The following is a 14822-nucleotide window of genomic DNA, read 5'->3' as shown; positions in this document are numbered from 1 at the left end:
CTGCGCGCTATTCCTTGGGAATGGAACGCAGAGCAGGCCCCGCAATTCACCAGCCTCGGGCGCGCCACTCCGCAAGGTGTGGCCGTTCGGCGCCAAGGGTTGTGGGCAAGCCATGGCCAGGGTGCACCAGGGTTCCATCCGGGTAAGCGTCGAACAGCCGCTCCGACACGTCGTTCAACAGAGAAGTGAAACGTGAAGGATCGTTCTGAGTGTTGCCGACGCCTCCCGGAAACAACGAGTCCCCGCTGAAAATGTGGGCCGGTCCGTCAGGATCCTGGTACACAAAAGCGATCGAGCCCGGGGTGTGTCCGCGCAGGTGGACCGCCGTAAGCTCCAAGCCATCAAACCGCTCAACGTCGCCGTGACCGAGCCGGACATCCACTGGAACCGGCAACGCATCGGCGTCGTCCGCCCCAGCTGAGGTGCTTGCGCCGGTGACTTCCACCAGTTCCGCCAGAGCCCGGACGTGGTCCCAGTGCTGGTGGGTGGTGGCAATCCTGGCCAGCTTGGTCGGGGCCGGCGAATCAGTTGCAGCGTCCTCAAGAAGCTGTTGAATGGCCGGAAGGTCGTCGGCGGCATCGATCAACAACTGCGCACCTGTGGACTTCGAGGTCAACAGGTACGCGTTGTTGTTCATCTCGCTGACCGAAATGCTGCGGATAGTGACGTCACGCAATGAGTGAATAAGCGAATCCATCGCTTCAGTCTATGCAGTGGTGGTGTCGTCTTCGCGGCCCTGGGACACCCAGTTGGGGTCCGCGGAACGTGAACCCACGACGGCGGCCGCAGCTTGGTTGAGCACCTCAAGTTGTGCTGTCCCCAGTTGCAGGGACAGTGCCCCCAGGTTCTCGTCGATCCGGTGCGTTTTGCGCGTGCCGGGGATGGGGACCACAGAAATCCCGAGGCGCTGACCTTGGGTGAACAGCCAAGCCAGGGCTACCTGGGCCGGAGTTGCATCCAGCCCGCTGGCTACCTCGCGAACCGCAGCCACTACGGCTTGGTTCGCATCAAGTGCCTCGTCATCAAAACGGGGGATCTTATGGCGGAAGTCATTTTCCCCGAGATCGCTCGCGCTGACGGTTCCCGTAAGGAAGCCACGGCCCAGCGGCGAATAAGGCACGAACCCGACGCCAAGTTCCTTGGCTGCAGGAACAACGTTGAGCTCAACATCCCTGCTCCAGATTGACCATTCACTCTGGACAGCGGCAATGGGATGGACAGCGTTGGCCTGCCCGAGCTCCTCGGCTGTCACCTCAGACAATCCGAGGTGCCGGACCTTGCCCTCTCGGACCAGCTCCGCCATGGCCTCCACGGTTTCCACTATCGGAACGCGGAGGTCACGGCGGTGCATGTAGTAGAGGTCAATCACATCAGTGCCCAAGCGGCGGAGGCTCGCTTCCACCGCCTGCCTGATGTAGGGCGCATCCCCGCGGACTCCCGTGTACCCGTCCGCGGGGTTGCCCTCAATTCCAAACTTCGTGGCCACTTGGATCTCGTCGCGCCGCTCCTTCAAGAGCCTGCCCACGAGTTCCTCGTTGCTGCCCGCGCCGTACACATCCGCGGTATCGATGAACGTGATACCCGCATCCACCGCATGCCTGAGCGTTTTCAGGCCTTCCTCGGGATCTATTCCGCCATAGACCGGGGTGAGGGCCATTCCCCCGAAGCCGAGGGGGCTCACTGTGAGGCCATCGCCGAGCTGAACTGCAGTCATGAACTTCTCCAATGCGCGTTTGGATGCTCTTGAAGGGTGAACCCGGAGGTTGGCGTGCGTATTCCTGCTGGGGCCCGGACTGTGCCGGCCGGCCCGTCCCTTGTCCGATTCGGGGGTTCCCTGCCAGACGTGCCGGGCGAACGGCATGGCGTGCAGGGAACCATCGAAACGGACGAGCCTGCGGAAACGTACGAGCCTGCGGCGGCACAGAGGGCTACGCCAGCGGGGGCAGGAACCTGGGGGAGTTGCCCTACTCGGCTTGGGCGGTAGGCTTCTCAGCGGGCAGGGCCTTCAAACCGGCAGCACAGCCCACGATTCCCGCAATGAACAGCAGCTTCAGCGGACTCGCGGACTCCACACCTGTGATCATGGCCCAACCCACAGTCAGCGCAGCTCCGATTCCCACCCACACTGCATAGGCAGTGCCGAGGGGGATCCGTTTCACTGCGATACCCAGTCCGAGCATGCTCAGGACGGCAGTGATAGCGAAAACCACGGTGGGCATGAGTTGAGTAAAACCGTTGGAGAGGCCCAAAGCTGTGGCCCATACAGCTTCGAGCAGCGCTGAAGCCAAGAGGATGATCCAGAAGATTCCGTTGCCGGTGTTCTTGATATTTCCAGTGTTCTCAGTCATGGCTATGCCACCACCTTCAGGCCAACTACACATGCGCCGATTCCCGCGAGCAAGAGCAGCCGGGCCGTCGTCGCACGTTCAACTTTGGTCACCATGGCGTAGGTGGCTGTCAGAACGACGCCGACGCCAACCCACACTGCGTAAGCCGTGCCGGTAGGGATGGATTGCATCGCGATGGCGAGGCCGGCCATGCTGGCAATGACTGATACCAGGAACACAACGGTGGGGACTGGTTTACGAAAGCCCTTGGACCGGTGAAGAGCTGCGGCCCAGACGGCTTCGAGTGCTCCGGAGAAAATGAGAATTAACCACGACATGACATTTTCCTTTGGCCAGTCTTGTCGCGTGCCGGGTACTGAACCGTCGTCCGGAGGTTCCAGAGGGGAACCTTCATTTCAGGCTAGCAACTCCTGTGCGGAGGGGCCACCTCTGGTGGTTAAGGTCACCAGCTCAGGTGTGCGATGGCTCCACCTGGTCGATCGAGATTACTGCCACGAAGCCCCGGCCTGATATCTCCGGGCTGCGCGTATCCGAGCCCACCACGGTGTCGTAACGGGACAACTCGATAGGTTCGCCGGCGCCTGGAGCGGCGTCGCTCAACGCTTCCTCAGCAGTCTGTTCCTCCACAGCAGCGCCGGGCGCAACCGTGGCTTTACCCTCAAGCAGGACGGCCAGTTGGCCCTCGAAGACCGGGTGCGCGCGCTTCTTGGAGATCTCGACAATGGAGGTGTAGCCCTTGAAAGCGCCGGTCCGCGCTATGACGTTCAGATCCCTGACGTTGCCGGTGGGGAGCGTTGCCGATGATGCGGCTTCCCCCGAGAAGCGGAACGGACGGTATTTCTCGAGCGGGTGCTCCGCGCCGTCCACGGTGAGGAGCAGCAGTTCGCCGTCGATGATGGTGATTACACGATCCATCCCCGGGAAGGTAGAGAACTCGCCCGCTTTGGAAACGTCTGCAATGCTGACCCGCCAATCCCAGGCGCCGTCCTGTGCGGAAGCGGCCTTCGGATGGCTGGAGAGTTCGCGCGTCACCCCGCCCCCGTTGCGCCACGGTTCGGGACAGATGTCTGCAAAGCGGATAATCTCCATTCGACCAGCCTAGTGGTGGACGCCGCTTCTGCGTTGGCATTGCGGCTTGCTAACGTCATATGTGGAAAACGTTGTGATTACGGCTGGAGGCACGGGAATGTTCGTCAAAGTGTGCGGCTTAAGCACGCCCGAATCCGTACGTGAAGCGGTGGACGCCGGTGCGGACGCGATCGGTTTCGTCCTCACCTCCAGTGCCCGCGAAGTCACCCCGGACCAGGTACGCATCTTGCTGCCGCTGGTGCCGGACGGTGTTCACGCTGTGGGTGTTTTCCGGCATGAGGACGCCGCTGATGCGGTGGCTACGGCACGTGCCGCCGGCCTCGAATGGGTGCAATTGCACGGTCACCGCACAGCCGACGATGTCACAACAGTGCACGACGCCGGGATGCGGCTCATCCGGGCCGTCACCATGGGTGCCTCGCAGGATGAGTTCGCTGATCTGGGCGAGGACATTTTCTTGATCGATGCCGCAGTTCCAGGCTCAGGGGAGTCTTGGGACTACGCCTCGGTGCGCGCCAAAGGCCTTGATGGCCGGGAGTGGTTGCTCGCAGGAGGACTCGAACCCGGGAACGTCGCATTCGCTGCAGCAGCGGCCGGCGCATGGGGAGTGGACGTGTCGTCGGGCGTTGAGGCATCCCGCGGAGTGAAGGACCTGGCCAAGATCCGGGCTTTCGTCGAGGCTGCGAAAGCTTAGATTCACTCATAGTGTCAGCGGGGCCGACCAGGCTCGCTCACGACGACACATTTACCTTGACGAACCACTACTTGGATATCGAGCATCACCGAAACCAGGAGTTAAAGCAATGAGCACGGAACAGCACACCCTGACCATGAGCCGCGAATTCGATGCTCCCCGCCAGAAGGTTTTTGAAGCCTGGATGGAGCCGGACAAGCTCACCCAGTGGTTTGGGCCGGTGGATGTGGAGGCTCCCCGCGACCAGATCATCGTTGAGCCCAAGGTTGGCGGGATTTGGCAGGTAGTGATGGTGTGGTCGGATGAGAACGGTGAACAGTCGGCGCCCATCGAGGCCACCATCACCGAGCTCAACAGCCCGGCTCTCTTGGTGGCGCAGGCCAAAGCTGCCCCCGACGCTGACCACGAGTACGAGGAAATGCACCTTGAGTTTGAGGACCTCAACGGACGCACCCGCATGAATCTCACCCAGGGGCCGTTTGCGTCCGAAGAGTGGGTAGAAATGACCCGCGACGGCTGGGCTACCTCATTCGACAAGCTGGACGGCATCCTGGCTGGTTGAGCCGGTGCCCCGGTGCCCCGGTGCCCCGTGGCGTAGCACAGCAGTGCGCGCACCACGAGGTGCTCCTGGAAGTCAGGGAAGATTCAGGGCAGACCCCTAGGCTTTTTGTCGGTCCCGCAGGGGAGAATGAAGACTATGAAAACGCTCCTTAACGTCATCTGGCTTGTCTTCGGTGGGTTCTGGCTGGCCTTGGGCTACTTCGCAGCAGGCATCATTTGCTGCGTGCTCATCGTGACCATCCCGTGGGGCATCGCTTCGTTCCGAATCGGTGCTTACTGCCTGTGGCCGTTCGGCCAAATGGTGGTTGAGAAGCCGGGCGGTGCCGGGGTGTTTGCGCTCCTGGGCAACGTGATTTGGCTTCTGGTTGCAGGCATCTGGATTGCGATCGGTCACGTGGTCACGGCAGTTGCCATGGCCATAACCATCATCGGAATCCCGCTGGCCATCGCCAATCTGAAGCTGATCCCGGTGTCGCTGATGCCCCTCGGCAAGCAGATTGTGCCCACCAGCCAGCCGTTCGTCAGCACCTACCGCTGAGCCGGCGCCTTCCATCCATATAGACGACTCGCTGCGGGGCAGACGACTCCTACCGTCTAGCCAGCAGCGAATCATCTAATCGGGGAGAGAACTTACGGCAGCTGCCGTTGCGGTGCACCGGGTTCGCTGAGCGAACCGCTCACGCGAGTTCGCCGGCGAGGTTCCTACGCGCAGCCTGTGACCAGAGCGCCTTGGCGCGTTCGCCGTGGAACAGCGGGTCAAGGCTGAGGAGGTGACGTACGACGGCGGCGCGACCCTTCGCGAAGTCCGGGTCGCTGACGTGGGCGTAGTCTTCACGGACGGCGGCAAGGTAGCGAGCATAGGACTGCTGGTCGCCGCCGAGCACTGAGAGGTCGGCGTCGCACAAAAGCGCACCCGCGTAGTCGCCAGTCTTTGGGCTGTGAGTGGCGGTGAGCCGTACCAAGCGTGCCACCTCGGCCACCTCGTGCGGAGCCAAACCGGCAGCCGTGAGCCGTTCTTCGGCCAAGCGTGCGGACTCTTCTTCGTCCTGCCCGGCAACTCCTTTATAGATGGCGTCGTGAAACCACGCAGCCAAGACCACGGTTCGGGCAGGCTGCTCCGGTTCCGCCAGCACATCCAAGGCCTCGAGGACTGCCAGGAGATGTGTCCGGCTGTGATACTTCCGGCGGTCTTCTCCCCAGCGTTCCAGCAGCTCAAGGCCCAGCTCCTCATGGCCGGGGTAGGTGCTGTTCCAACGTTCCATCAACGGTACTGTCAAGGCCTTGCTCCGTTCACGAGCCGGGATGCGTAGTCCGCTGGCAATGAGCTTGCGGACCAGGATGCGGGCCTCCACAGGGATGGCGCCCGCAGAAATGAGGTCGTCGTATCGGCGTTCGGGGACGTCGTAGTGGTCTCCGTCGAAGGCTCGCTCGGGAACTCCGGCGGCGGCCGCGAATGCATGCAGCTCGTCCAGCGACGTGTCCGAAACCAGGTGCGAAAAGACGGTTCCATGCGCTGGCCACAAGGGCGGATCGACGTAGATGGCCATTGCCAAAGTGTACCCATGTGATCCTTCCCAGTTGCCGGCCATCGGGACGTCTACCGCCGTGCTGCCGTCCCGGAAGTACAGGCTTCACTGCCCGCGCTGATCACGGCAACTGGGAAGGAGCGTAGGTCAACTCAGGGCATGTTCTGCCCATACCTCCGTGCCTCAGCTACCTTGCCGGGATCAGGGTACTTGCCGATCACAGCTGGCTCGTGGCCGATCATCGCGTTGAAGAGTTTTCGGGCTTCGTCGTAGTACGGGCTGTTCAGACGAATCCATGCCATGAACGTTCCTTTGCGTCGGAAACTCTCCCCTAGAACAGGGTACGGCGGCGGGTCTCCCGCGGCTAGAGGACGACGACGGCGGCGCACCACTTTCCGCCATGCGCACCAGAGTTTACGGGTGCGTCGTGCGGCACCGGGTGCGATGGGAACGCCAAAGAGGTGCAGACGGCGGTAAAGGGTGCGGACGTAGGCGCCCCTCTCGCACATTCATATTTCGTCTGCGGATCATTAGAGAACATTAATCCGCAAATGCGGCACTAAGATGCCTGTATGCCGCAGATACGAATTTCGGATGCCGCCCGTTTCCTTGGCGTCAGCGATGACACCGTAAGGCGGTGGACGGAGAACGGAACGCTTACCGCTCGCAAGGACGCAGCCGGGCGCTTGGCAGTGGACGGACTGGAGCTGGCCACGCTTGCCCGGGAACAGTCCCATCTTCCGGATGATCGCTCCCGGGCAGCAAGCTCAGCCCGCAACCGCTTCGTCGGCCTGGTCACTGGCATCACAACTGACAAGGTCATGGCACAAGTAGAGCTTCAGTGTGGTCCGTTCCGCGTGGTGTCGCTCATGAGCAGCGAAGCCGTTCGGGAGCTCGGCCTTGAACTGGGCTCGGTGGCCACAGCCGTGGTGAAGGCCACCACCGTCATCATCGAAACACCGCAGGGAAAGAGCATCATATGAGGATCACCCGCAAGCCTTTCGCCACAGTGCTTGTTGTGGGTGCCTTGGCCGTGAGCCTGGGGGCCTGCGCGTCCGGCACCACACGCCCGTCCACGGGCTCGGCCAGCCCGGGGTCCTCCACGTCTGGAGAGATCACTGTTTTTGCTGCCGCATCCCTCAAGACCACCTTCACCCAACTGGCCAAGGACTTCGAAGTCCAGCACCCGGGCACCAAAGTGACGCTCAGCTTTGCGGGCTCCTCCGATCTGGTCACACAGATCACCCAGGGTGCTCCCGCGGACGTTTTCGCTTCGGCGGACACCAAGAACATGAGCAAGCTCGCCGATCAGGGCCTCGTGGACGGAACCGCAACCAACTTCGCTACCAACGTCCTTGAGATCGCCGTCCCGCCCGCCAACCCGGCGTCGATCTCTTCCTTTGCGGACCTTGCCAAGTCCGGCGTTAAAGTGGTGACCTGCGCAAGCCAGGTTCCCTGCGGCGCAGCAACCGAGGCCGCTGAAAAGGCCGCGGGGACTATGTTGAAGCCGGTCAGCGAGGAATCGTCCGTGACCGATGTCCTCGGCAAAGTCACTTCGGGCGAAGCCGACGCGGGCCTGGTCTACGTAACGGACGTCAAGGCGGCCGGCGACAAGGTCAAGGGCATTCCGTTCCCGGAATCGGAGAAGGCCGTCAACACCTACCCGATTGCCACGGTTGGCACCAGCAAGAACAAGGAACTCGCAGCTGCTTTCATCGCGAACGTCACCAGTGAAGCAGGCAAGAAGGTCCTCCGGGACGCCGGCTTCGGAACGCCGTAGCGGAGGCCACCCGGGCATGATCAAGCGCAGCGGCTACTACGGCATCCCGCGATGGATTTATGTCATCGCCGCTGTGGGTGGACTTCTGATGGTGCTTCCCTTGGTGGCGATGCTGCTGCGGGTGAATTGGCCACAGTTCATTCCACTCATTACCTCGGATTCTTCCATTGCCGCGTTGGGCCTGAGTTTGAGGACCTCCGCAGCCAGCACCGTTCTCTGCATCGTCTTGGGAGTTCCCTTGGCTTTGGTGCTTGCCCGCGGCGAGTTCCCCGGACAGAGGCTTCTCCGCTCGTTCGTCCTGTTGCCACTGGTGCTGCCCCCCGTCGTCGGCGGCCTCGCGCTCCTTTACACCTTCGGCAGGCAGGGCCTCCTCGGAAAGTCCCTCGAACTGGCCGGAATTCAGATCGCTTTCTCTACTGCGGCGGTTGTTCTGGCTCAAACTTTCGTGGCTTTGCCATTCCTGGTGGTCAGCCTGGAAGGCGCGCTCCGATCAGCAGGAAGCAGGTACGAGGCTGTCGCGGCGACCCTCGGCGCGAGGCCCACCACCGTTCTTCGGCGGGTCACGCTGCCGCTGGTCCTGCCAGGGCTCGCGTCGGGGGCCGTACTGTCGTTCGCGCGCAGCTTGGGTGAGTTCGGCGCCACTTTGACTTTCGCAGGCAGTTTGGAGGGTATTACCCGTACCCTTCCACTGGAAATCTACTTGCAGCGCGAGACTGACGCCGATGCTGCAGTCGCACTTTCCTTGGTGCTGGTGGTGGTAGCAGTTGCGGTGGTTGGGCTCAGCTACGGTCGCCGACGCAGCAGTGCCCCAGCGGAGGTTCAGCCATGAGTTTTGAGCTGCAGGCCAGCCTCCGCGACAGGAACTTCGACATGGCCGTAAGCCTGGCGGACGGAGAAACGGTAGCAATTCTCGGGCCCAATGGCGCCGGAAAGTCCACTCTGCTGAGTGTGATCGCGGGTCTGCTGCGGCCCAACGCCGGCTCGGCGCGAATCGGCGACAAAGAGCTGTTCACGCTCGACGACCGCACCCACTTTTGGACCCCGCCCCACCTGCGTGGAACTGCACTGCTGGCCCAGGAAGCGCTCCTGTTTCCGCATCTGAATGCCCTGAACAACGTGGCATTCGGTCCGCGCAGTGCGGGCGCTTCCAAGGCTGCCTCGCGGGAATCTGCGCAGCGCTGGCTGACCGAAGTAGATGCGCTGGACTTGGCAGACCGGAAGCCTGCGCAGTTGTCCGGCGGGCAGGCGCAACGCGTTGCGGTGGCACGCGCTTTGGCTGCTGAGCCCGAGCTCCTCCTGCTCGATGAGCCCATGGCCGCCCTGGACATCCACGCAGCGCCCTTGCTTCGCCGTGTCCTCAAACGGGTACTGAAAAACCGGAAAGCCATCATTGTCACGCACGACATTCTGGACGCCTACATGCTCGCCGACCGGGTCATTGTGGCGGAGGGCGGCCGCATCACGGAGGAAGGACCCACGCGCCAGGTTCTTGAAAGGCCAAGAAGCCACTTTGCTGCCGGGCTCGCAGGACTGAATCTCGTGGCCGGGGCCACTACATCCGAGGGAATTACGACGCCGGATGGCCGGGTTTTCGCTGGCCAGCACGACCCCCACTGGACACCCGTTCCCGGTCAGGCGGGCGTGGCGGCCTTCCCGCCGTCGAGCGTTTCCGTCTTTCTGGGCGACGTGCACGGGAGTCCTCGCAATTCGTTCCCGGTGACCATAACGGACCTGGAACCGTACGGGGATCAGATCCGCGTCCGGGCCAGCAGCGGGCCACCCGCTCAGGCTTTGTCAGCCGATATCACTCCTGCGGCGTCCGCTGACTTAGGTCTGGTGCCGGGTATGGAAGTCAGGTTTGTGGTCAAATCTGCGCTGGTTTCGGTCTACCCGGCCTGAACACCTTGGACTGGATGCCCCAGGCTGCATGCCCCAGGCGCTACTCCCGGTACATTCGTTCTGCATACGAGGGCCCGTAGTAAGACTCCAGGTCCTCCAGTGGCGTTTCGGGTTGCGTATAGGTTTGAGCCAGTACGGCGATGCTCGGCAAACCGTCAGGGCCCCAGGTTTCCGGTTGCCACAGCCCGCTCCGCATGAAGGCTTTGCCACAATGCGTGAACACTTCTTCCACCGTAACCACAACGGCGGCACGGGGCCGGTGCCCTTTGACCACCATGAGATCGAAGAAGTCGGCGTCGCGGACAATCTGTGCGGTCCCGTTGATCCGGAGGGTATCCTCACGGCCCGGAACCACGGAAAGGATGCCGACGTTCGGGTTTTCCAGGATGTTGTGGAAGCCGAACACCAGCTTGTTGCCGGGCCGCTCCGGGATGGCGATGGTGTGTTCGTCCAGGACCTGAATGAAGCCTGCGGGATCGCCCTTGGGTGAGGCGTCCACGCGACCCTGTGCGTCGGTCGTCGAGATCACGCAAAAAGGGCTGGCTGCCAGCCATTGGCGGTCGAAATCGCTGAGGGAGGTGCGCACCTTCTTCCTGGTGCGATCGAGGGGTAATCCGATGAGTTCCTCAAGTTCGGCCGCGGTTGAAATGGTGTTCATCGCCCCAGCCTACTTTCCCCCGAAACCGGCGGACTCTGGACAGCAGTTTCGCCGTGGGCAAACATGGAACCCAGCGATCTCCAAAGCAAAGTTGAGCGTAGTAGACTCAACTTTGAAACCATAGGCATCACTCCAGAAAGGGAGCACTCTTTGGACGTCAAATTCACCACCAAAAGCCAGGAGGCCCTTTCTGCGGCCGCCATGAACGCTTCGACTGCCGGTAACCCGCAGCTTGAGCCCGCCCACCTGCTGAAAGCCCTCATGGACCAGCGCGAGGGCGTTGCTGTGGCGTTGTTGCGCGCCACGGGCGCCGATCCCGACGCCGTTAGCGTCCAAGCCAGCTCGGCCATCAAGTCGCTGCCATCATCCTCGGGCAGCTCGGTCCAGCAAGCGCAGTTGTCCCGCCAGTCCATGCAGGCCATCCAGGCTGCCCAGAACGAGGCCGACAAACTCGGCGACTCTTTTGTTTCGACGGAGCATTTGCTGCTGGGCCTCTCGGCCGGAAGTGACGCGGTGGGCAAGTTGATGCGCGACGCCGGAGCCTCCCATGAGGCGCTGCTGGCCGCCCTGCCGGGAGTCCGGGGGGACAGGAACGTCAACTCCCCGGATCCGGAGAACACTTTCCAAGCCTTGGAGAAGTTCGGCACGGACCTTACTGCCGTGGCCCGTTCCGGCAAACTGGATCCCGTGATCGGCCGTGACAGTGAAATCCGGCGCCTGGTCCAGGTCCTGAGCCGCCGCACCAAGAACAACCCCGTTTTGATTGGTGAACCGGGCGTTGGCAAGACTGCCGTCGTCGAAGGGCTTGCCCAGCGCATGGTGGCCGGAGACGTTCCGGAAAGCCTGCGCGGCAAAACCCTCATCGCTTTGGATCTCGCGTCCATGGTGGCCGGCGCCAAGTACCGTGGCGAGTTCGAAGAACGCCTGAAGGCTGTCCTGGAGGAAATAAAGAACTCCAACGGGCAGATCGTCACGTTTATTGATGAGATCCACACGGTCGTGGGTGCCGGTGCCACTGGTGAGAGTGCCATGGATGCCGGAAACATGCTCAAGCCCATGCTGGCCCGCGGTGAGTTGCGCCTGATAGGGGCCACCACCTTGGACGAGTACCGTGAAAACATCGAAAAGGATCCTGCTTTGGAACGCCGTTTCCAGCAGGTCTATGTTGGCGAACCCAGCGTGGAGGACACCATCGGTATCCTCCGTGGTCTGAAGGAACGTTACGAGGCACACCACAAGGTGGCCATTGCCGACTCCGCACTGGTCGCAGCCGCAACACTGTCCAACCGGTACATCTCCGGCAGGCAGCTTCCGGATAAGGCAATTGACCTCGTGGATGAAGCCGCTTCCCGACTCCGCATGGAGATCGACTCCGCGCCCGAGGAAATCGACCAACTCCGCCGTGCCGTGGACCGTTTGACCATGGAGGAACTGGCCCTGCAGGGCGAGACGGATCCTGCCTCAGTGGAACGGCTGGCAGCGCTGCGTGCGGACAAGGCCGATAAGAACGAGGAACTGAGCGCCTTGAACGCGCGCTGGGAAGCCGAGAAAGCCGGGCTGAACCGGGTTGGTGATCTCAAGGCGAAGATCGACGAGCTGCGTTCGGCTGCGGACAAGTCCCAACGCGAGGGCGACCTCGAATCGGCGTCGCGGATTCTTTACGGCGAACTGCCCGCGTTGGAGCGGGAACTGAGCGCTGCTGCAGAGGAGGAGTCGGCCCGGAGCGATTCAAAACCGGAACTGATGGTCGCCGAGGACGTCACTGCGGATGACATTGCGGAAGTCATTTCGGCGTGGACGGGGATTCCGGCCGGTCGCATGCTTCAAGGTGAGTCGCAGAAACTGCTGCACATGGAAGAGGAGCTCGGTAAGCGCCTCATCGGGCAGAGCAAAGCCGTTCAAGCTGTATCCGATGCCGTCCGCCGTGCCCGTGCCGGCATCAGTGATCCCAACCGTCCCACGGGTTCCTTCCTGTTCCTGGGGCCCACAGGTGTGGGAAAGACGGAGCTGGCCAAGGCCTTGGCGGACTTCCTCTTCGACGACGAACGCGCCATGATTCGGATCGATATGTCCGAGTACGGCGAGAAGCACTCGGTAGCTCGTTTGGTGGGCGCCCCTCCGGGATACGTGGGCTACGAGGAAGGCGGCCAACTGACTGAGGCTGTTCGTCGCAGGCCATACTCCGTGGTGCTGTTGGATGAGGTGGAGAAGGCCCACCCCGAGGTCTTTGACATCCTCCTGCAGGTTCTGGACGATGGCCGCCTGACAGACGGCCAGGGCCGTACTGTGGACTTCCGCAACACCATCCTGGTGCTGACCTCCAACTCCGGAAGCCAGTTCCTTGTGGACCAGTCCTTGGATGCCAGAGCCAAGCGGGAAGCTGTGATGGCGGTGGTGCAGGCGTCATTCAAGCCCGAGTTCCTGAACCGCCTGGATGAGATTGTCCTCTTCGATCCGCTGTCCGTGGAGGAACTTGCCCGGATTGTGGAGCTGCACGTCGCCGAGTTGAGCAACCGGCTCCGGGATCGTCGGCTTAGCCTGGAAGTCACCGACGGCGCACGTGCCTGGTTGGCCATGTCCGGCTTCGACCCCGCTTACGGCGCGCGGCCACTACGCCGGCTTGTCCAGCGCGAAATCGGCGACCGTCTGGCTAAGGAGATCCTGGCAGGCGAGATCATGGACGGCGACACAGTGCTGGTGGACACTGCCGCTGACCTTGACGAACTCACCGTTGAGGGCTTCGAAGCGCTGACGGGTCCCGACGGCGGCACTCCCGCCGGTACGGGACTCACGGTCCGCAGGAAGCAGGGATAGCGGGCTACTTCTTGAGGAGATCTTCGTTGATGGTGTTGCCTGAATCCACCACGATGAAGCAATCAACGCGGCGGTCGCCCCGATCCCAACTGGTGGTGCTCGGGTAGACGTTCTGCTGGAGCAGTACGTAGTTGTCGGCCGCCTCGTTGAGCTTCACGCTTTTGCAGACTTCGCGTCCTTTGTCCTTCAGAGCGTTGGTTCCAGGGAAGGACTCCTCAGCCGGGTAGCTGAACACGGCGCCCAGCTGGGCCGAGTGTTCGGTATCGCAAGCCACGGCTCTGGCTTTTGAGGAATTGGCATCAAAGTCTGAGAAGCAGTCGCCCACCTGGAAGTCCTTGGCCTCCGCGTCGCGGGGGAGAGGGCCGGCTGTAGGAGCTGCGCTGGGCGAAGATACTGATGCTTCGGGTCGCGTCCCCAGCAGGTTGAGCAGGACCCAAATGACAACACCAATGAGTATCAGAACGCCAACAACGATTCCGCCGATGACCCATCGTTGCCGTTTGACCGGATCCCCGTGGGGTTCCGGCGGCGCATCGGGCCCCGGCTGCCCGTTGGGCCGTGGCGGCCATTCCTGGCCAGGGTACGGCTGCTCGCCGGCGTACGGCTGCTGCCCCGCGTAGGCCTGTGGCCCTGAGTACGGCTGTTGGCTGACGTCAGGCTGCTGGCCTGCATAAGGTTGGGGTCCCGCGTAAACGGGTGCGTCGGCGCTCTTGCTTGACCCGGCATCCGTGGGCGGCAAAGCGGGGTCGGGCTGGTCTGCCGGGTTGGGGACGAAGTCGGGGTCGAGGTCAGGGGCGGGATCCGGTTGCAGGCCTGAGGGCGGCGTCCACGGAGCTGCCGGCGGTTGTTGGCCCGCTGATGACGGCTTCTGGGGCGCGGAAGGTACTCCATCCTGGCCTTGTTCGCGTGGTGCGCCATCGCGGGGTGAAGTGTTGTCCTGACTCATATTCCGGGGTGTGCCTTCCTGCTGTGGAGCCGCATTGAGGCAGACTCTACCCAATTTTCGCCCCTCTTGGAGGTCTATGGGCGTGGTTTCGGCTGCAGTCGGCCCGGACGCAGGGTCCAGGTGGCACGCAGGCACCCCCGAAAGCATGTAATCTAGACATACGACAAATTGACCAAACATTCCGGGGCCTCACCGATAGCCAAGGTGACCACCTCCGGTCCAAGTACAAAAGGGGGTCACGCCATGGGGCGCGGCCGTCAAAAGGCAAAAGCTACCAAGCAGGCTCGGGATATTAAGTACTACTCCCCGAACACTGACTATTCGGCACTTGAGCGGGAGCTCACGGGTCCGTCCAGTCGTGTAAAGAGCCACTTCCCCGACGATCCCCCGGAGCCGGACTATTCGGCCTACGAGGATAAGTACGCGGAAGATGACGACGACGAGGTAGACACCCGTTGGATCGGATAGCTGTCGCAACCAACAGGTGCCTTGGGCACTGAGTTGCGG

18 protein-coding genes and 1 riboswitch are annotated in these 14822 nt (G+C 62.3%); of the genes, 9 read left to right on the top strand and 9 right to left on the bottom strand.

Going from position 1 to position 14822, the window contains the following annotated elements:
- Window positions 1-46 precede the first annotated feature (46 nt).
- The 5 genes from J7I86_RS12975 to J7I86_RS12955 form a co-directional block, all read right to left on the bottom strand.
- Entirely contained in the window at window positions 47-697 is a 651-nt protein-coding gene (locus J7I86_RS12975; protein WP_214820426.1) for an MBL fold metallo-hydrolase, read from the bottom strand.
- Between the two features lie 9 nt (window positions 698-706).
- The gene (locus J7I86_RS12970; RefSeq protein WP_214820425.1) at window positions 707-1714 is read right to left on the bottom strand and encodes an aldo/keto reductase; all 1008 of its coding nucleotides are present in this window, start codon (window positions 1712-1714) and stop codon (window positions 707-709) included.
- A gap of 250 nt (window positions 1715-1964) precedes the next feature.
- Window positions 1965-2348: a multidrug efflux SMR transporter gene (locus J7I86_RS12965; protein ID WP_286179733.1), complete on the bottom strand. Its 384-nt coding sequence runs from the start codon at window positions 2346-2348 to the stop codon at window positions 1965-1967.
- Between the two features lie 2 nt (window positions 2349-2350).
- Window positions 2351-2665 carry a multidrug efflux SMR transporter gene (locus tag J7I86_RS12960; RefSeq protein ID WP_211713729.1) on the bottom strand — a complete coding sequence of 105 codons (315 nt, stop codon included), beginning with the start codon at window positions 2663-2665 and terminating at the stop codon, window positions 2351-2353.
- Window positions 2666-2675: 10 nt separating this feature from the next.
- Window positions 2676-2741, bottom strand: a riboswitch (guanidine-III (ykkC-III) riboswitch).
- Between the two features lie 57 nt (window positions 2742-2798).
- Window positions 2799-3437 carry a HutD family protein gene (locus J7I86_RS12955; RefSeq protein WP_214820424.1) on the bottom strand — a complete coding sequence of 213 codons (639 nt, stop codon included), beginning with the start codon at window positions 3435-3437 and terminating at the stop codon, window positions 2799-2801.
- Window positions 3438-3534: 97 nt separating this feature from the next.
- On the opposite strand from J7I86_RS12955, the gene J7I86_RS12950 reads away from it, so the two are divergent.
- The 3 genes from J7I86_RS12950 to J7I86_RS12940 all read left to right on the top strand — a co-directional run bounded on the left by J7I86_RS12950 (window position 3535) and on the right by J7I86_RS12940 (window position 5230).
- Window positions 3535-4131: a phosphoribosylanthranilate isomerase gene (locus J7I86_RS12950; protein ID WP_214820725.1), complete on the top strand. Its 597-nt coding sequence runs from the start codon at window positions 3535-3537 to the stop codon at window positions 4129-4131.
- 109 nt (window positions 4132-4240) lie between these two features.
- Window positions 4241-4693, top strand: a complete 453-nt coding sequence (locus J7I86_RS12945) for an SRPBCC domain-containing protein (RefSeq protein WP_214820422.1) — start codon at window positions 4241-4243, stop codon at window positions 4691-4693.
- 135 nt (window positions 4694-4828) lie between these two features.
- On the top strand, window positions 4829-5230 hold the full coding sequence (locus tag J7I86_RS12940; RefSeq protein ID WP_214820420.1) for a YccF domain-containing protein: 402 nt from the start codon (window positions 4829-4831) through the stop codon (window positions 5228-5230).
- A gap of 139 nt (window positions 5231-5369) precedes the next feature.
- Here J7I86_RS12940 and J7I86_RS12935 read toward each other — a convergent pair whose 3' ends face one another.
- Window positions 5370-6239, bottom strand: coding sequence for a DUF4031 domain-containing protein (locus tag J7I86_RS12935; protein WP_214820418.1), 870 nt, complete (start codon window positions 6237-6239; stop codon window positions 5370-5372).
- 131 nt (window positions 6240-6370) lie between these two features.
- Window positions 6371-6520 (bottom strand): hypothetical protein, encoded by a 150-nt coding sequence (locus tag J7I86_RS12930; protein WP_214820750.1) that lies wholly within the window; start codon window positions 6518-6520, stop codon window positions 6371-6373.
- 270 nt (window positions 6521-6790) lie between these two features.
- Between J7I86_RS12930 and J7I86_RS12925 the strand changes: the two genes are divergently transcribed.
- From J7I86_RS12925 to J7I86_RS12910, 4 genes are read left to right on the top strand one after another with little or no spacing between them, the layout of a single operon-like run.
- Entirely contained in the window at window positions 6791-7201 is a 411-nt protein-coding gene (locus tag J7I86_RS12925) for a molybdopterin-binding protein (protein WP_214820416.1), read from the top strand.
- Window positions 7198-7998 (top strand): molybdate ABC transporter substrate-binding protein, encoded by an 801-nt coding sequence (gene modA / locus J7I86_RS12920; RefSeq protein ID WP_214820415.1) that lies wholly within the window; start codon window positions 7198-7200, stop codon window positions 7996-7998. Before J7I86_RS12925 ends, modA begins: the two co-directional genes overlap by 4 nt.
- A 16-nt stretch (window positions 7999-8014) precedes the next feature.
- Window positions 8015-8827, top strand: coding sequence for an ABC transporter permease (locus tag J7I86_RS12915; protein WP_214820414.1), 813 nt, complete (start codon window positions 8015-8017; stop codon window positions 8825-8827).
- On the top strand, window positions 8824-9897 hold the full coding sequence (locus J7I86_RS12910) for a sulfate/molybdate ABC transporter ATP-binding protein (RefSeq protein ID WP_214820413.1): 1074 nt from the start codon (window positions 8824-8826) through the stop codon (window positions 9895-9897). Before J7I86_RS12915 ends, J7I86_RS12910 begins: the two co-directional genes overlap by 4 nt.
- 40 nt (window positions 9898-9937) lie before the next feature.
- Here J7I86_RS12910 and J7I86_RS12905 read toward each other — a convergent pair whose 3' ends face one another.
- Window positions 9938-10555, bottom strand: a complete 618-nt coding sequence (locus J7I86_RS12905) for an MSMEG_1061 family FMN-dependent PPOX-type flavoprotein (RefSeq protein ID WP_214820412.1) — start codon at window positions 10553-10555, stop codon at window positions 9938-9940.
- A 150-nt stretch (window positions 10556-10705) separates the two neighbouring features.
- Between J7I86_RS12905 and clpB the strand changes: the two genes are divergently transcribed.
- Window positions 10706-13369 (top strand): ATP-dependent chaperone ClpB, encoded by a 2664-nt coding sequence (gene clpB / locus J7I86_RS12900; RefSeq protein WP_214820411.1) that lies wholly within the window; start codon window positions 10706-10708, stop codon window positions 13367-13369.
- 4 nt (window positions 13370-13373) lie between these two features.
- On the opposite strand, the gene J7I86_RS12895 is transcribed toward clpB, so the two are convergent.
- The gene (locus J7I86_RS12895) at window positions 13374-14315 is read right to left on the bottom strand and encodes a septum formation family protein (protein ID WP_286179732.1); all 942 of its coding nucleotides are present in this window, start codon (window positions 14313-14315) and stop codon (window positions 13374-13376) included.
- 243 nt (window positions 14316-14558) lie between these two features.
- Between J7I86_RS12895 and J7I86_RS12890 the strand changes: the two genes are divergently transcribed.
- Window positions 14559-14783 carry a DUF3073 domain-containing protein gene (locus J7I86_RS12890; protein WP_214820409.1) on the top strand — a complete coding sequence of 75 codons (225 nt, stop codon included), beginning with the start codon at window positions 14559-14561 and terminating at the stop codon, window positions 14781-14783.
- Window positions 14784-14822 lie beyond the last annotated feature (39 nt).

The organism is Arthrobacter sp. ISL-95 (genome assembly GCF_018613695.1).
In the GTDB taxonomy this organism is placed as follows: domain Bacteria; phylum Actinomycetota; class Actinomycetes; order Actinomycetales; family Micrococcaceae; genus Arthrobacter.
This window is presented reverse-complemented; position numbering and strand designations above follow the sequence as displayed.

What these genes read in the sequence shown, in the direction of transcription:
- J7I86_RS12975 (WP_214820426.1), bottom strand. Translation starts at nt 697, where the DNA reads ATGGATTCGCTTATTCACTCATTGCGTGACGTCACTATCCGCAGCATT.
- J7I86_RS12970 (WP_214820425.1), bottom strand. Translation starts at nt 1,714, where the DNA reads ATGACTGCAGTTCAGCTCGGCGATGGCCTCACAGTGAGCCCCCTCGGC.
- J7I86_RS12965 (WP_286179733.1), bottom strand. Translation starts at nt 2,348, where the DNA reads ATGACTGAGAACACTGGAAATATCAAGAACACCGGCAACGGAATCTTC.
- J7I86_RS12960 (WP_211713729.1), bottom strand. Translation starts at nt 2,665, where the DNA reads ATGTCGTGGTTAATTCTCATTTTCTCCGGAGCACTCGAAGCCGTCTGG.
- J7I86_RS12955 (WP_214820424.1), bottom strand. Translation starts at nt 3,437, where the DNA reads ATGGAGATTATCCGCTTTGCAGACATCTGTCCCGAACCGTGGCGCAAC.
- J7I86_RS12950 (WP_214820725.1), top strand. Translation starts at nt 3,535, where the DNA reads ATGTTCGTCAAAGTGTGCGGCTTAAGCACGCCCGAATCCGTACGTGAA.
- J7I86_RS12945 (WP_214820422.1), top strand. Translation starts at nt 4,241, where the DNA reads ATGAGCACGGAACAGCACACCCTGACCATGAGCCGCGAATTCGATGCT.
- J7I86_RS12940 (WP_214820420.1), top strand. Translation starts at nt 4,829, where the DNA reads ATGAAAACGCTCCTTAACGTCATCTGGCTTGTCTTCGGTGGGTTCTGG.
- J7I86_RS12935 (WP_214820418.1), bottom strand. Translation starts at nt 6,239, where the DNA reads ATGGCCATCTACGTCGATCCGCCCTTGTGGCCAGCGCATGGAACCGTC.
- J7I86_RS12930 (WP_214820750.1), bottom strand. Translation starts at nt 6,520, where the DNA reads ATGGCATGGATTCGTCTGAACAGCCCGTACTACGACGAAGCCCGAAAA.
- J7I86_RS12925 (WP_214820416.1), top strand. Translation starts at nt 6,791, where the DNA reads ATGCCGCAGATACGAATTTCGGATGCCGCCCGTTTCCTTGGCGTCAGC.
- modA (WP_214820415.1), top strand. Translation starts at nt 7,198, where the DNA reads ATGAGGATCACCCGCAAGCCTTTCGCCACAGTGCTTGTTGTGGGTGCC.
- J7I86_RS12915 (WP_214820414.1), top strand. Translation starts at nt 8,015, where the DNA reads ATGATCAAGCGCAGCGGCTACTACGGCATCCCGCGATGGATTTATGTC.
- J7I86_RS12910 (WP_214820413.1), top strand. Translation starts at nt 8,824, where the DNA reads ATGAGTTTTGAGCTGCAGGCCAGCCTCCGCGACAGGAACTTCGACATG.
- J7I86_RS12905 (WP_214820412.1), bottom strand. Translation starts at nt 10,555, where the DNA reads ATGAACACCATTTCAACCGCGGCCGAACTTGAGGAACTCATCGGATTA.
- J7I86_RS12895 (WP_286179732.1), bottom strand. Translation starts at nt 14,315, where the DNA reads ATGAGTCAGGACAACACTTCACCCCGCGATGGCGCACCACGCGAACAA.
- J7I86_RS12890 (WP_214820409.1), top strand. Translation starts at nt 14,559, where the DNA reads ATGGGGCGCGGCCGTCAAAAGGCAAAAGCTACCAAGCAGGCTCGGGAT.